Source organism: Crocosphaera watsonii WH 8501, assembly GCF_000167195.1.
GTDB classification, from domain to species: Bacteria; Cyanobacteriota; Cyanobacteriia; order Cyanobacteriales; family Microcystaceae; genus Crocosphaera; species Crocosphaera watsonii.
The window spans coordinates 378,889-393,358 of record NZ_AADV02000002.1 but is presented as its reverse complement, the minus strand read 5'-3'; the positions used below and the strand labels follow the sequence as shown (position 1 = coordinate 393,358).

Here is a 14,470-nt window from a genome sequence, read left to right as displayed (position 1 = left end):
GAGTAAATTGAAGCTAAAACAGACAAATCATCCCTTAACCCCGTCGATGGTCGATGATTTACGTTTAGCAGCCTCAAAAATGACGGGAGCAGAGCGTCGTTCATTTCAAGCTGAAATGTGTCTCAAGTATTGTGGAGGAAGTGCCAGACAAACCGAAATCGTGTTTGGTTGGGGGAGAAAAAATGTTCAACTTGGATTACATGAAAAACGAACTGGGATAGTGTGTTTAGGATTACAATCAGTCAATAGTGGATGTAAAAAATGGGAGGAAAGATACCCAATAGTTGCCCAATCATTGAAAGAAATAGCCGAAGCTCACGCACAACAAAACCCCACATTTAATAACCCCATTGCCTATACAAGATTAACGGCGGCTGAAGCCATTAAACAATTAAGAAATCTAGGATATAATGGAGAGGAGGTTCCTGCTGCTTCGACAATGGCAGATATTTTAAATCGTTTGGGCTATCGATTAAGAAAAGTGGTAAAAGCTAAACCTAAAAAAAAATCTCGGAGACGGACGCTATCTTCGAGAATATAGAGAAAAAAGATAGAAAAAAAGACCCTTCTGTGAAACGTTTAAGTATGGATTGTAAAGCAACTGTGGAAATAGGAGAATATTCACGTGGCGGACAAACCAGAGGTTATAATCAAGCTCAAGATCATGATATGGGAACTAAAGAAAAATACGTTCCTTGTGGGATTGTAGATGAAGATACAGGGCAACTTTATGTAACTTTTGGAAGTTCTTATAAAACGAGTGAGGTGATTTCCAAGAAAAAGTTTCCCACCCATTCTCAGAATCTGTTTGTAGAACATCTCAAATAAGCGAAAAGGGAAAAATAAAAAGTTGTTCGCGGATACTTTCCGCGAACAAAAACCTCCCTATCTAAAAGAAAGAAATACGCTAACTTTTAAATTAGCTTTGACTATTTTTAAAAAGGAAATTCACTTAATTTTACACTCTTATTAACTTTTTAGACTAACTGGGTCTAATCAAAATATCCCATTTAGGTAAGTGAGGATTACGTTCTAAACGTTTCTCAATTTCCTTCATCTCTTTTTTCGTTAAAGAAATGCCTTTTTGATAAACTTTTTTACTTAACTTAACTATCGGATTTAAGCCTTTCCATGTCATAGTTTTTACCCAAGCTAACATCGTTTGAGCATTTCTCAGAAGTGTTCCGTTCCAATGCCTCTCTAAAATTCCCCAACATCTTTCTATGGGATTATATTTACTGTGATAAGGAGGAAAATATAGTAATTGAATAGATTTCTTAGTTTGGTCGGCAAACTCTACCATTCTCTTCAAAAATTGCCTTCTTATTCCACTATTTTCTGCTCCATTATCAACTTTAATTTGGATGTTCTCTAGTTGCTGCTTTTCAGTTATACTCAGACTTGTCCACCATTGCTCCAAGTTATCTACCATGAAATCACTCGTTTTATAAGAACTTCCAAAAGTTACATAAAGTTGCCCTGTCTCTTCATCTACAATCCCACAAGGAACGTATTTTTCTTTAGTTCCCATATCATGATCTTGAGCTTGATTATAACCTCTGGTTTGTCCGCCACGTGAATATTCTCCTATTTCCACAGTTGCTTTACAATCCATACTTAAACGTTTTACAGAAGGGTCTTTTTTTCTATCTTTTTTCTCTATATTCTCGAAGATAGCGTCCGTCTCCGAGATTTTTTTTTAGGTTTAGCTTTTACCACTTTTCTTAATCGATAGCCCAAACGATTTAAAATATCTGCCATTGTCGAAGCAGCAGGAACCTCCTCTCCATTATATCCTAGATTTCTTAATTGTTTAATGGCTTCAGCCGCCGTTAATCTTGTATAGGCAATGGGGTTATTAAATGTGGGGCTTTGTTGTGCGTGAGCTTCGGCTATTTCTTTCAATGATTGGGCAACTATTGGGTATCTTTCCTCCCATTTTTTACATCCACTATTGACTGATTGTAATCCTAAACACACTATCCCAGTTCGTTTTTCATGTAATCCAAGTTGAACATTTTTTCTCCCCCAACCAAACACGATTTCGGTTTGTCTGGCACTTCCTCCACAATACTTGAGACACATTTCAGCTTGAAATGAACGACGCTCTGCTCCCGTCATTTTTGAGGCTGCTAAACGTAAATCATCGACCATCGACGGGGTTAAGGGATGATTTGTCTGTTTTAGCTTCAATTTACTCTCTCTAATCTTTTTACCTCTTCATTTTAATCTATTTCTTCTGTTTTTTCAGACAAGCCAATTATGAAATTTTAAAGTTGTGTACCAAGATCCGCTAACTCTCTGTTCCTTTTATTTCTTGAAAGCCTTTAGTCCAAGCGATTACCCCCTATGGGAAAAGCTTTCTCGGAAATCACCTAACCTTAATTCACTTAATCAGTATTCCCGTGACCAATACTTCTGTTAACCCTGCTAGAAGTACAGGAGTAGCCCTATTTTGTGGCAATGTAGAAATCATTGCTCAGTTATGGTTATTTTGGCTTGCTCCTATTATTGGGGGTGTTTTAGGAGGATGGGTTTATGCAAATTTCTTTGAAACAGCCAAAGAAACACAGCCTTTGGAACCCATAGAACCAGCACTTAAACAATAATTTTGTCTTGGTTTTCAACAATAGAATAGGCAACAGTTTGATCGTTAAACTGATCACTGTTGCCCCAAAAGTAATATTGACTCTCAGATATTTAGAAGTTAATTAAGGGAACCCGATAGGTTGGCCTTTTCACATCTCCTAACGTATAGTCATGGTCTTCTAAAGTTGAATTAAGAGCCTCAGTTTTAGCTTCAAAGGAGTTCTGTTCGGGTTCTAGAGAAGGAATGTCAACGTTAGGAGAATGTTCTCCTTCATCAGCCAAACTTTCAACTCGGTTTCTTGATTCTGTTCCATCTAAATCTTCTAGAGTTCCTGTGTAGGTTTCTAAAGGTTTAGGATCAGTAATAATCTCCGTTTCTGCATGGATCGGTGTTGCGACAACTATGGTACTGAGACCCAAAGTTAAACAGCCGATCGCAATCCGAGAAAAATGTGCTAAAGTATTAAACATATTGGTTATTTTTACCCCAGTTATTGGTAGAAGTCTTCAAAAATATTACTTCTGTAGCCCACCATTAATGGAGCTAAGAGTAAGAGTGGTTAGTTTATTTTGATCAAGCAAAACATAAGCTTTTACTGTTCATGAAAACGAGTCATAAAAAGCAGACAAAACCCTAAAGTTTTTTAGAAATGTCGAGTAATAACCAAAGAGGTCAAAAAATACAATAATCCCTCAACTACCAGTTAACTCAACTCTCTGTTATCTTGAATCATCATTAACTCAATTATGTCTAAGGTTGAGAGGAAACTAAATAAAAATAAACAAAAATTTTAGGTCTGAGGGTTAAGGGAAATAGGCTCCTTAACCCTGAGTACATTAACTGGTTGCTTCAGCAGTTTTCTGGCTGGCCTTAACGGTTCTACGAGAAGAAGAACTGGTGGTTTCTGTTGCTTCGAGGGGCTTAAACTCAATATGGTTGAGTAGGGTTGTCACGAAAGCAAACAATAAGAAAGGTAAAGACAAGACTAGCACTAAACCCACAACAGCCAAGGCGTAAATTTGACGAGTGCTACTCCATAACCCAAGCGCACTGGCTAAAGTCAAGAAAATAACGATTAACCAAACAATAATTTGACCGTAAACATCTCCAAAAGTTAACGTACAAACCAAACGGTATTTTTGAGATTCTTTGTCCATTATAAAAATTTCCACAATGATCGGCTTATGATGTTCTAGGTTAATAACAATTATGGGAGCAACAACCATATTTAAAGATTTTTATACACTATCGCAATATGACTTTACAATTTGATCGGGTTATGTCAACGATTCTTAACCAAGATAAGTCAAGAGTCTCTTGAATTATGATGAAAATCAGGATATTTTAGGGCAATTCTCAAAGGTCATATAGGCTAGACAGAGTAATCATGATGTTTTTATATAAACTTAGGAGGTTGTTTCTGATATGTCAGGAAACTCAAGTATCGAAAATCGGGACTATACCCTGATGATCGACAAAAGCAGTAGTATGGCTACGTCTGATGATCCTGATGGTAAAACCCGTTGGCAAATTGCCCAGGAGTCAACCCTGGCCTTAGCACAAAAGTGCGAAGAAATTGATCCTGATGGGATTACAGTCTATGTATTTTCTGGCGCATTCAAACGCTACGATAACGTCACATCAGGTAAGGTGACAAAAGTTTACGAAGAAAATCAACCCATGGGACAAACGGACTTAGCCACGGTTCTTCAAGATGCTTTTGATGACTATTTCAAACGCAAAGAAGCCGGGACAGCAAAAGTCAATGGAGAGACTTTTCTGATTATTACAGATGGAGAACCCACCGATCGCAAAGCGGTGATCAATCTGATCATGGATGCCGCTCAGAAAGTTGACCGAGAAGATGAGTTAGGTATTTCCTTTATCCAAGTGGGAACGGATAAAGAGGCAACTCGTTTCTTTAAAGCCTTAGATGATGATCTTGAGGGAGTTGGAGCTAAGTTTGATATCGTTGATACGGTCACCGTTGATGATATGAACGGGATGCCCTTAACCGATGTCTTGTTAAACGCTCTTATTGACTAATACATAAGGGTTTTGAGCCTCTATTTCTTAGGGGCTTTAATTCATCTTGCTAAAAGTAAAAGAAAGTGTTAGCCTAGAAAGGCTATGGGAAATGAAAATAAAGCTACGAAAATTATTAGTGACAATCGTAAGGCTCGCTTTCTCTATGAAATTTTAGAGACTTATGAAGCGGGAATTGAACTGGTGGGAACGGAAGTTAAGTCCATTCGTGCCGGAAGGGTTAACTTAGCCGATGGTTATGCCTTCATCAAAGATGGTGAGGCTTGGTTGACTAATGTTCATATCTCCCCCTATCAAGGCAGTAGTCAATATTTTAACCACGAACCGAAGCGCACCCGTAAATTGTTGCTTCATCGCAAAGAGATTAATCAACTAATCGGTAAAATTGAACAAAAAGGCTTAACTTTAGTGCCACTCAAACTCTATTTTAAAGGCAGTCGGGTTAAGGTGGGCATTGGCCTCGGAAAAGGGAAGAAACTTCATGATAAACGAGAAACGGTGAAACGTCGTCAAGATCAACGAGAAATGTCACGGGCAATGAAGCGTTACTGATGTAGTTTGACTAAAATTTTCATAAAGATATTAATATATTCCCGAATTATATGTTAACAGTAATTTCCCCCGAAAAAATATATTTATCAGCCGGAACAGTTGTTAAATCACCTGCTACTTGGCAAGACTATCAAGGTTTATGCGATCGCAGAGGGGATGGTTCAATTCCTCGGATTAAGTACCGTTGTGGAGAAGTTCTATTAATGTCACCGTTGCCAAAGCATGGACGAGAAGCAAGTTTAATTGCCGATATTATCAAAGTTCTTCTCGATCACTCTGGACGTGAATACGATGCTTTTACCCCTGTTACCATGCAACTACCAGAGGAAAGCGGCATTGAACCAGACTATTGCTTTTATATTAACCATTGGCAAGAAATTTCGGGCAAGGAACGCATTGATTGGCGTAACGATCCCCCCCCAGACTTAGTGCTAGAAATTGATGTTACCAGCTATTCTGAAGTAATGGACTATCTCCCTTACCAAGTCCCGGAAGTCTGGTTATTTCGTAAGCAGCAACTGTTTATTTATCAACTTCAGGACAATAACTATTGTGCTAAATTACAGAGTCAGTATTTCCCAGAGATAAATCTTGCTGATGTGGTAGCACAATGTTGGGAAATTGCCTATCAACGCAATACCAGTGCAGCTATTCGCCATCTGAAGCAGTGGCTAACAGCTTTAAGTTAACATATATTAAAATAATATGTTTAATTATACTTTCCTGTTGTTGGGTAAGATAGATTTTCATTAGGGAAGTATCAACTGATAAGATTATTCGATTTTAGCTTAGATTTTGTGACAAGCTCAATTGTTCATAGAGTTAGCCTTGAATCTCTTGTAACTTTTGTCTAACTTTGCCACTGGTTAACAAAGTTTTGGCTTCATCGAAACCTGTTTTTAAATCATTACAAACCCCACAACGCCAAAGATAAAACCCACCGTTATAAATAGCTAAAGACATCAAAGGGTTATTTTCCCCTTCTAAGACTTGCTGCATCTGTTTTAAAAGTTCTTCTGTGGACTCCAGAGGTACATCTTTACCCTTAAATTGATAGTCTTGGGGATGAAGAAATAACCGTTCCCATTTGGGGTTATCATTGGGTTGATTCATGCCAATAATAGCGGTGCGACTTTGGGGTAAATCACAACTACCTTCTAACCCTTTAACCGTAGTAAAATGGTGAAAATTTCTTAGTTTTAGAGTTTCTCTAAAAAGGTTTTCTGTGGGAGGATGAACAAACCCACAAATAAGATGAACTTTTGGGGATGAACAAGGAGACCACATTAACTCTAACGCAGACAAAGGGGGACGTTTGCCAATTTGCTCCCGATAAGTGATTAATTGCTGAGCTTGAGGAAAATGGTTAGGGAGATAAACAAAGCTTAAACCAGTTTTTTCTAGGATATTTTGACTGTCTTCCAGGGAAAAGCGAGAAAAATCAACCCCTAACCCTTGCCAAAGAGTGACTAAAGGAACCCCATACTTAGTAGGCATTCTTTCCCCCCCATGCAGCACCACAGGAACCCCCACAGTGGCTAAAATAATTGCCGTGAGTACGGTTACAGGGGCAATACGCGCCCTCCCATCGTAAGGGGTTCCCAAGACTGTTACAGGGTAATTAAAGGAGAGGTTATCAACCTCTAATTTTGGTCCCAACTCGGCATAAGTATCCAACATTCCTGCTAATTCTTCGGGGGTTGGCCGTTTGATGCGATGAACGATTAAAAATGCCCCTATTTGGGCCGGGGTTGCTTCTCCCAAGAGCATGAGTTTCATGGCATCGGCAGCTTCTTCACGGGTTAAGTCTTTGCCTGTATGAACACCACTACCGATTTTCTTAACATACTCTCTAAAAGTATTGCTCATGGTACATAAAATGACGAGTTAGGGAGTGGTTCAATCGTAGCATTATAATAAAAACGTCGATCTATGGGAAAACCCGTAGTTTTCTTAACAATATTCATTATTATCCTTAAACATAAGATGGTATAATAAAATCTTTGTTATAATAGTTATGGTAAGATTAACTATAATTGTTGGAGGAGTTCCTCACCACTGTGTTCACTACTGTTAGACCGACCCGACCCCAACCTGCGATCGCACTTCCCAAAGACTTATTTTGTGCCATTGATGAGCTAAAAAGAGAGTTAAAAGCGGTAGTTTTGGCTCATTATTACCAAGATCCTGATATTCAAGACATTGCTGACTTTATCGGTGATTCTCTGGGACTTTCTCAACAAGCAGCCACCACTGATAAGGAAGTGATTGTCTTTGCGGGGGTTCACTTTATGGCAGAAACTGCTAAAATTCTCAATCCTGATAAATTAGTCTTATTACCTGATCTAGAGGCCGGGTGTTCTTTAGCAGATAGTTGCCCCCCGAAAGAGTTTGCTGAGTTTAAGGAGCAACATCCCACTGCTATTGTTGTATCTTATATTAATTGTACCGCAGATATCAAAGCTATGAGTGATGTTATCTGCACCAGTTCCAATGCGGTTAAAATTGTTAATCAACTCCCGAAAGATCGTCCTATTATTTTTGGTCCAGATCGCAATTTAGGCCGGTATGTTGCCCAACAAACAGGAAGAGATTTAATCCTGTGGCAAGGCAGTTGTATTGTCCATGAAACATTCTCAGAAAAGAAAATTGTTCAGCTAAAGATTGAACATCCTAATGCGGAGATTATTGCCCATCCTGAGTGCGAAGAAACGGTTTTACGCCATGCTAAATATATTGGTTCTACCACAGCCTTATTAAAGTATTCTCAGCAAAGTTCTCAAGGCACTTTTATTGTAGCGACGGAACCAGGTATTATCCATCAAATGCAAAAAGAAGCCCCAAGTAAACGGTTTATTCCGGCACCAGCTATGAATAACTGTAGTTGTAATGAATGCCCCCATATGCGTCTGAATACCTTAGAAAAGTTGTATTTATCCATGAAGCATAAACAGCCAGAAATTATCATGGATGAATCTATTCGTCAAGCTGCCTTAAAACCGATTCAAAGAATGTTAGAAATGTCTAAGTAAGTTATTAGTTAACAGTTACCGGTGACGAGTTAACAGTTACCGGTTATCAGTTATAATGAAAATTGGTAGGACCACTGATCAATCACTCCATCACACCTTTTAAGGTTTATTGGCTTTATGACTAGCATCGAAGACATCCAACCTGCTTCCAAAAGCAAGGTAATGATCTATCAGCCTTATTATCCCAAAGATAAGCATAAAGTTCTTCCATACGCAATTTCTCTATACGACTTAGGCCATCTAGAAGGAACAAGACACATTGAAGGAGGACAAGGTATACCCTTTGTAGCTTCCTGGTACGTTTCTAATTTGCCCTCAGAAATTACTCGTTGTCGAATACAGTTCAATGGCCAAGCAGATTTAAGTTATGAAATTACGATTCTTAATGCAGAATTTATTGACTATCTAATTTCAGCCCTTAAAACTTGTAGACAAGGACAAACAGCAGATTTTCCTCAAGGATTCTATCGCAAGTTGCTACACTGTGAAGAATCGGCCTCCTAAACCCATAGAAAATTAAGGAGTAACAGGGTGGCAAAATCAACCAAATACTTAATTGTGGCCTCACTTGAACCTTATACAGGTAAGTCAGGAACCATTTTAGGACTAGCCCGTGAATTTCAAAATAAAGGCTTCTCCATTGCTTACAGCAAACCCATCGGGACTTGTTTCAAAGAGCAAGCTCCCAAACCCAAAGAAGCAGATGTACAATTTGTCGCCGAGGCTCTGGGCTTAAAAGAAGCCCAGATCCGATGGCCTCTGGTAGACTTACAACTTCCAACCCTGGAAAAACGCCTTAAACAAGAGGATGACTCGGACTATGGAACCCTATTGCAGGAAAGTCTTGCTAATATAGAAACCGATCTAGTTATCTTAGAAGGGGCTGGAACCCTCTCTCAAGGGAGTCTTTTTGGTTTATCTATCCTCGATATGGCTACAACCCTAGATGCTTCTGTTTTGTTAGTAGCCCGTTATCATTCTCCTTTGGTGGTAGATAGTCTTGAAGGTGTCAAACTAGCATTAGGCGATCGCTTGGTTGGGATGGTTATTAACAATATTCCTACTCAAGAGTTAGAGACAACTCAAACCTTGGTTAAGCCCTATCTTGAAAGTCGGGGTATCCCAGTCTTAGGCTTATTACCCGCTAGTCGTTTACTGCAAAGTGTTAGTGTTCGCGAAATTTCTCGTCAGCTAAATGCTAAGGTTTTGTGTCGCAACGATCGCTTAGATTTAATGGTGGAAAGTCTCACCATTGGAGCGATGAATGTTAACTCGGCTTTGGGGTATTTTCGACAGGGACAAAATAAAGCTGTGGTAACAGGGGGCGATCGCACCGATCTACAACTAGCGGCTCTAGAAACCTCTACCAGTTGCCTGATACTGACGGGACACATGGACCCTCAACCCCTCATTATCAGTCGTGCTGAAGATGTGGAAGTACCGATCCTTTCTGTGGATCTTGATACGTTGAGTACAGTTGAAATAGTCGATCAAGCCTTTGGCAAAGTTCGATTACAAGAAAAAATCAAGGTCGGCTGCATTCAGGAATTGATAGCCAAAAACCTGGATTTCGAGCGTTTTATAGTACAACTAGGTCTTATTCCCGTTTAACAGGGTTGTGCAAGAGGAAAGGGGAAACTCCCCTATCTCTTTACCTTTGATCTAAGGGCGAAAAAGCTCTTTTCCCTAACTATGATTCATTGTCGTTGTTATCATCGTTTTTATCCTCTTGGTCGTTAGAATAGGAGCGGCCACGAGAGAAAGAACGAGACGTTTTTTGACGAAACTGACGGGCATAAGCTTGATTGCGTTCTGCTTTTTCTTTTTTTAAATTACGACGTTTAGCCACAATGGGTTCCTCTGTTAATTCGTCCTACTAACCATATCTTCTGATTCCGAGATAGCGGGTTTTGGGCTTCCCTGAGTCTGGCGAGTACATACTTTATGCCACTGGGGCGGTCTCTTACACAGTCAGGTTGGTTGGCAACCAATCCACTGATTTTAGCACAAAAAAGGAAAATTTGGTTAAGAGAAATGATAAATTAGATCTATGTATATGACTTCAACTTTTATGTTATTGATTTCTTGGTAACATAAAATTGATAAATTGTCTAGTAGCTGTAACACAAAGATCAAAACAATCTTAACTTTTTGGTATTAAAAATGGCCGATAACTGATTCAGTTTAACCGCTATAAATGCCATACTTACTATTGATTACTCTATGAGGAAGTCAACTTATGTCTAGTGAAAATCCTTCTCCTCTATCCTCAAATATTCCTGATATTTCTTTATCGTCAACCGATCGTATTTCTCAAGAAGACTTGATAATTTTGCTCAAAGATACTATTAGCAAACTAGATGTAATTGTTAATGAAATCAGTAATAAAGAAATAAAAAGTTTACCTAAGCAAGAAAGCTTAAATGCACTTATTGACAGTACAGAAATGATTGCTAAATCCTTGGAAACAGAAGAAGAGGGAACCGAGTTATTAACAGCAGAAATGCCGCAGGAAAATATAGAAGATGAAGAGATAGATGAATTAGAAAATTGGGAAGATGACTTAACTTTAACAGAAGTAAACTATACAGAAATCCTTGAGGAAACTAACCAAGAATTACCAGTAATAGAGAATGCTGAAACAAAATATTTTCAGTCTTCTCCTTCAATGTCAAAAAAAATATCAAAAGGTAAAATAGCAGGCATTTTAGGATTAATTTTAGTTGTTATTTTATCGACATCATTCTTTATATTTAAACCAACTTTACCTAATTTAGACATTTTAAATCGTCCTCCAGAAACTGAGCAAACTGAAATAGTAGAAACCCCACCACAACTAGAAGAACCATCGTTACCGCAACCACTTAAAAATGTTCCTTCTTCCCAACCCAAATTAACCCCAGAACAAAGCTTAATTGCAGCCATACAGCAAGAAGTAATAGATTTAAGCAATCAATATCCTAATGATTTAATTGGGAGAATAGAAGCCAACTTTATCGGCAGTCGTCTGATTGTAACTGTGGGGAATCAATGGTATGATTTAACCAAAACAGAACAAGATAGCTTAGGCAATAATATCTTAGAGCGTTCCCAAAGTTTAGACTTTAGGAAGTTAGACATCTTAGACAATCAAGGAAATCTAGTTGCTCGTACTCCAGTGGTAGGCGAGCAGATTATTATCCTCAAAAGAAATCACTCAATCCAATAATCTTTACTCAAAATTATGTCAAATTCAATTATGTATCAAGAGGATGGTTTTGTTGTCCTCGAACCAGACCAACCAGAACAAATACTCACCTCTCAAGAATTGCTAGAAAAGCTCAAAGGAATTTTAGTTAATCGTCAAGAAGATTTACCCAGAGAATTAGAAAAATTTACCACAGTGGAAGGGCAAGCAGAATATTTAATGGAAAATTTTTGTGACCTGGATATGGGTTCCGACAGTTATTTACAATGGTATGTCATTCGCTTAGAAAAATAAGGTTAATTTTCTACCTTTTCTTCTTCGTATAACATAGCGGGTTGTTCTTGAATATTATCAGTAATGGGGGTGACTCTCTCAATTACTCCTATTAATTCCTGATAATTAGGGTTTGCTGAATAAAAGCAAAACCCTATTCTTTAAAAGGTTACACCCATATTCGCGATCGCAAAAAAGATCAGCTTTGTCGGCTACAAACCGCTATAATTGGTAGAAACACCTCCCAGTTGTTGGTCAAGAACAAATGTATCGAAAAGAGGAGCAACCTTTACCGCCCCCAGAAAAATTTGAATTACCTTTCGAGGGCAAATTGTCCCCCAATAATCGTTGGGTAATCATGGCAGAGTTGATACCTTGGGATGATTTTGAGGAAGAATATGCTAAACTTTTTTCAGCAGAAAAAGGTGCGCCAGCCAAACTATTTAGAATGGCATTAGGGACATTAATTATTAAGGAAAAATTAGGAACAAGTGATAGAGAAACTATAGAACAGATTAGAGAAAATCCCTATCTACAATACTTTATAGGTTTAAATTGTTATCAACAAGAGCCACCACTGGAATCTTCAATGCTAGTTCATTTTAGGAAAAGAATTGATGGAGAATTGATAAACAAAATCAATAAAAAAATAGTAAAAAGAGAAATAGACAAGAGTGATAAAGAAGTAAAAAAAAAGGATTGTCTCCAAGAAAAAGGAGAAAAAATAAAAAATAAAGGTAAACTAATTTTAGATGCGACTTGTGCGCCAGCAGACATCAAATACCCAACGGATTTAGGCATATTAAATCAAGCCAGAATTGAGACAGAAAGAATAATAGATAATCTTTATAAACCATTAAGAGTAAAATTGAGAAAAAAGCCGAGAACTTCTAGAAAAATTGCTAGAAAGGAATACTTAAAAGTAGCTAAAAAACGAAAAGTATCTTATCAAGAAAGAAGAAAAGCTATCGGGAAACAGTTAAAATACCTTAAGAAAAATTTAGGAAATATAGAAGACTTAATTCAAGCTGGGGCTTCCCAGGAAAATCTGAGTAAAAGACAGAAAAATTGTCTAGAGACTATCAAAAAAGTTTATGAACAACAACAGTCAATGTGGGAGAATAAGACCCAGAGTGTTCCTCAAAGAATTGTAAGTTTAACTCAACCGCATATTCGTCCAATAGTGAGGGGAAAAGCAGGAAAACCAATAGAGTTTGGAGCTAAACTCTCAGTAAGCTGTGTAGATAACTATGTGTTTCTAGACAAAATAAGTTGGGAAAACTTCAATGAATCTTGTCATTTAAAAGAACAAGTAGAAAAGTATAAAGAAACGTTTGGCTATTATCCCGAATCCGTCCATGTAGATAAAATTTATCGAACTAGGGAAAACAGAAATTGGTGTAAGGAAAGAGGTATAAGAATCAGTGGTCCGAAGTTAGGAAGACCTCCGAAAAATGTCAGTGAAGAAGAAAAGAAACAAGCCCACTCCGATGAATGCTTCCGTAATGCTATTGAGGGAAAGTTTGGACAAGCTAAACGAAGATTTAGCCTAAATCTCGTGATGACAAAACTCCCTGAAACCTCCATTACATCTATTGCTATTACATTTTTAGTTGTCAATCTTTCTAAACTTCTGAGGCAGTTTTTGTCGCTTTTTTTGTCCTTATTTACTAATAATAGAACAGAGGAACTCATCAAACCGCCTTTCATTAATTTTGATTATACTTTAAACAATTTTTATGTACTAAAACTTATTGATTTGTCAGAAAATTCTTGGTCAAAAGTGGCATAAATTTTGGAGAAACTTTTTCAGCAAACCCTATTTGGTATTGACACAACTCCCTGTCCACGACCGTTTGCCGAAACGTTAGCGGATAAAACCTTTATTCATTACCCCAATCCAATTAAGGGAAATAAACCCATTAATATTGGACATTGTTATTCCGTTGTCTGCGCTTTACCTGACCAAATAGACACAGAAAAAGTCCCTTGGGCTGTCCCCTTATCAGGAGAGCGAGTCCCCTCTAAACATAAAGGAGTAAATCAAGGCAATCAACAACTAAAAAAAAATCTGGCAAAGTTCTTTATTTTCTGATAAATTATCTGTCTTAGTGGCTGATAGTGACTACAGCCAAAAGGATTTTATTGGGGAACAAGTTAAGCATGAAGACGTAGTTACTATTACAAGAGTTAGAAGTGACCGAGTTTTTTATCGTCAATTTATTCGGGACCCAAATCAAGCCAAAACTTCGGGACATCCCCGTTGGTATGGGGATAAATTTGACCTTAAAGATGACCAAACTTGGACTGAACCTGATGAAGTTCATCATGTTCCCTTTACAACGAAAAAAGGTCGTCAATTAACAGTGACTATTTCGGGATGGAAACAGATGTTAATGAGAGGAACTAAAAACTATAAAATGAACAATCACCCCTTTACTTTACTCCAGATTGTTGTCAGAGATCAAGAAAGAAATAGTATTTGGAAACCTATGTGGCTTATTGTTATTGGTTCTCGGCGCGATGAGTTAAGTTTAGTTGATTGTTATCAGTGTTATCGACAACGTTATGACATGGAACATCTTTTTCGATTTGGTAAACAAAGATTATTGATGACATCTTATTTAACTCCCGATGTACATCATGAAGAAAATTGGTTTAAACTAACACTTCTTTCTTATGTAAATTTGTGGGCTGCCAGAAAATTAGCTGTGGTTTTACCCCGTGATTGGGAACAGTATTTGAAGACTAATAAATCCATCAAAATCACCCCTAGTGCAGCTTAGCAAA

The 14,470-nt window shown here is 37.8% G+C and carries 13 protein-coding genes and 4 pseudogenes; 12 read left to right on the top strand and 5 right to left on the bottom strand.

Annotated features, from left to right (window positions below; genetic code table 11):
- Window positions 1-46 precede the first annotated feature (46 nt).
- A pseudogene (locus CWATDRAFT_RS41635) lies at window positions 47-828 on the top strand (ISAzo13-like element transposase-related protein).
- A 154-nt stretch (window positions 829-982) separates the two neighbouring features.
- Here the strand turns inward: CWATDRAFT_RS41635 and CWATDRAFT_RS39390 are convergent.
- Window positions 983-2,085: pseudogene (locus CWATDRAFT_RS39390) on the bottom strand (ISAzo13 family transposase).
- A 278-nt stretch (window positions 2,086-2,363) separates the two neighbouring features.
- Here CWATDRAFT_RS39390 and CWATDRAFT_RS05450 point away from each other — a divergent pair.
- Window positions 2,364-2,609, top strand: a pseudogene (locus CWATDRAFT_RS05450) (aquaporin); the annotation flags it as partial.
- Window positions 2,610-2,700: 91 nt separating this feature from the next.
- Here CWATDRAFT_RS05450 and CWATDRAFT_RS05445 read toward each other — a convergent pair.
- Window positions 2,701-3,060 (bottom strand): hypothetical protein, encoded by a 360-nt coding sequence (locus CWATDRAFT_RS05445; RefSeq protein WP_007304065.1) that lies wholly within the window; start codon window positions 3,058-3,060, stop codon window positions 2,701-2,703.
- A 366-nt stretch (window positions 3,061-3,426) separates the two neighbouring features.
- Window positions 3,427-3,747, bottom strand: a complete 321-nt coding sequence (locus CWATDRAFT_RS05440) for a hypothetical protein (protein WP_021830899.1) — start codon at window positions 3,745-3,747, stop codon at window positions 3,427-3,429.
- Between the two features lie 268 nt (window positions 3,748-4,015).
- Between CWATDRAFT_RS05440 and CWATDRAFT_RS05435 the strand changes: the two genes are divergently transcribed.
- The 3 genes from CWATDRAFT_RS05435 (at window position 4,016) to CWATDRAFT_RS05425 (ending at window position 5,877) form a co-directional block, all read left to right on the top strand.
- Entirely contained in the window at window positions 4,016-4,636 is a 621-nt protein-coding gene (locus tag CWATDRAFT_RS05435) for a vWA domain-containing protein (RefSeq protein ID WP_007304063.1), read from the top strand.
- Between the two features lie 84 nt (window positions 4,637-4,720).
- On the top strand, window positions 4,721-5,188 hold the full coding sequence (gene smpB / locus CWATDRAFT_RS05430) for an SsrA-binding protein SmpB (protein ID WP_007304062.1): 468 nt from the start codon (window positions 4,721-4,723) through the stop codon (window positions 5,186-5,188).
- A 50-nt stretch (window positions 5,189-5,238) separates the two neighbouring features.
- A complete protein-coding gene (locus CWATDRAFT_RS05425) occupies window positions 5,239-5,877 on the top strand; it encodes a Uma2 family endonuclease (RefSeq protein WP_007304061.1) in 639 nt (212 codons plus the stop codon).
- A 133-nt stretch (window positions 5,878-6,010) separates the two neighbouring features.
- On the opposite strand, the gene CWATDRAFT_RS05420 is transcribed toward CWATDRAFT_RS05425, so the two are convergent.
- Window positions 6,011-7,057 carry an anthranilate phosphoribosyltransferase family protein gene (locus CWATDRAFT_RS05420; protein WP_007304060.1) on the bottom strand — a complete coding sequence of 349 codons (1,047 nt, stop codon included), beginning with the start codon at window positions 7,055-7,057 and terminating at the stop codon, window positions 6,011-6,013.
- Between the two features lie 191 nt (window positions 7,058-7,248).
- Between CWATDRAFT_RS05420 and nadA the strand changes: the two genes are divergently transcribed.
- The 3 genes from nadA (at window position 7,249) to CWATDRAFT_RS05405 (ending at window position 9,831) form a co-directional block, all read left to right on the top strand.
- The gene (gene nadA / locus CWATDRAFT_RS05415; RefSeq protein WP_007304059.1) at window positions 7,249-8,220 is read left to right on the top strand and encodes a quinolinate synthase NadA; all 972 of its coding nucleotides are present in this window, start codon (window positions 7,249-7,251) and stop codon (window positions 8,218-8,220) included.
- A 117-nt stretch (window positions 8,221-8,337) separates the two neighbouring features.
- Window positions 8,338-8,724 (top strand): type IV pilus biogenesis protein EbsA, encoded by a 387-nt coding sequence (gene ebsA / locus CWATDRAFT_RS05410; protein WP_007304058.1) that lies wholly within the window; start codon window positions 8,338-8,340, stop codon window positions 8,722-8,724.
- A 27-nt stretch (window positions 8,725-8,751) separates the two neighbouring features.
- On the top strand, window positions 8,752-9,831 hold the full coding sequence (locus CWATDRAFT_RS05405; protein ID WP_007304057.1) for a phosphotransacetylase family protein: 1,080 nt from the start codon (window positions 8,752-8,754) through the stop codon (window positions 9,829-9,831).
- 79 nt (window positions 9,832-9,910) lie between these two features.
- Here the strand turns inward: CWATDRAFT_RS05405 and CWATDRAFT_RS38235 are convergent, their stop codons facing one another.
- Complete coding sequence (locus CWATDRAFT_RS38235) at window positions 9,911-10,069, bottom strand: hypothetical protein (RefSeq protein WP_007304056.1); 159 nt, start codon at window positions 10,067-10,069, stop codon at window positions 9,911-9,913.
- 390 nt (window positions 10,070-10,459) lie between these two features.
- Between CWATDRAFT_RS38235 and CWATDRAFT_RS05400 the strand changes: the two genes are divergently transcribed.
- The 4 genes and pseudogenes from CWATDRAFT_RS05400 to CWATDRAFT_RS05380 all read left to right on the top strand — a co-directional run.
- On the top strand, window positions 10,460-11,428 hold the full coding sequence (locus tag CWATDRAFT_RS05400) for a hypothetical protein (RefSeq protein WP_007304055.1): 969 nt from the start codon (window positions 10,460-10,462) through the stop codon (window positions 11,426-11,428).
- Between the two features lie 15 nt (window positions 11,429-11,443).
- Window positions 11,444-11,701 (top strand): CRR7 family NDH-1 assembly protein, encoded by a 258-nt coding sequence (locus CWATDRAFT_RS05395; RefSeq protein WP_007304054.1) that lies wholly within the window; start codon window positions 11,444-11,446, stop codon window positions 11,699-11,701.
- Window positions 11,702-11,945: 244 nt separating this feature from the next.
- Window positions 11,946-13,472 carry an IS5-like element ISCwa2 family transposase gene (locus tag CWATDRAFT_RS05390; protein ID WP_007304053.1) on the top strand — a complete coding sequence of 509 codons (1,527 nt, stop codon included), beginning with the start codon at window positions 11,946-11,948 and terminating at the stop codon, window positions 13,470-13,472.
- 27 nt (window positions 13,473-13,499) lie between these two features.
- Window positions 13,500-14,457, top strand: a pseudogene (locus CWATDRAFT_RS05380) (transposase); the annotation flags it as partial.
- Between the last annotated feature and the right edge of the window lie 13 nt (window positions 14,458-14,470).

Coding starts and splice junctions, on each gene's coding strand:
- CWATDRAFT_RS05445 (WP_007304065.1), bottom strand. CDS start 3,060: ATGTTTAATACTTTAGCACATTTTTCTCGGATTGCGATCGGCTGTTTA.
- CWATDRAFT_RS05440 (WP_021830899.1), bottom strand. CDS start 3,747: ATGGACAAAGAATCTCAAAAATACCGTTTGGTTTGTACGTTAACTTTT.
- CWATDRAFT_RS05435 (WP_007304063.1), top strand. CDS start 4,016: ATGTCAGGAAACTCAAGTATCGAAAATCGGGACTATACCCTGATGATC.
- smpB (WP_007304062.1), top strand. CDS start 4,721: ATGGGAAATGAAAATAAAGCTACGAAAATTATTAGTGACAATCGTAAG.
- CWATDRAFT_RS05425 (WP_007304061.1), top strand. CDS start 5,239: ATGTTAACAGTAATTTCCCCCGAAAAAATATATTTATCAGCCGGAACA.
- CWATDRAFT_RS05420 (WP_007304060.1), bottom strand. CDS start 7,057: ATGAGCAATACTTTTAGAGAGTATGTTAAGAAAATCGGTAGTGGTGTT.
- ebsA (WP_007304058.1), top strand. CDS start 8,338: ATGACTAGCATCGAAGACATCCAACCTGCTTCCAAAAGCAAGGTAATG.
- CWATDRAFT_RS05400 (WP_007304055.1), top strand. CDS start 10,460: ATGTCTAGTGAAAATCCTTCTCCTCTATCCTCAAATATTCCTGATATT.
- CWATDRAFT_RS05395 (WP_007304054.1), top strand. CDS start 11,444: ATGTCAAATTCAATTATGTATCAAGAGGATGGTTTTGTTGTCCTCGAA.
- CWATDRAFT_RS05390 (WP_007304053.1), top strand. CDS start 11,946: ATGTATCGAAAAGAGGAGCAACCTTTACCGCCCCCAGAAAAATTTGAA.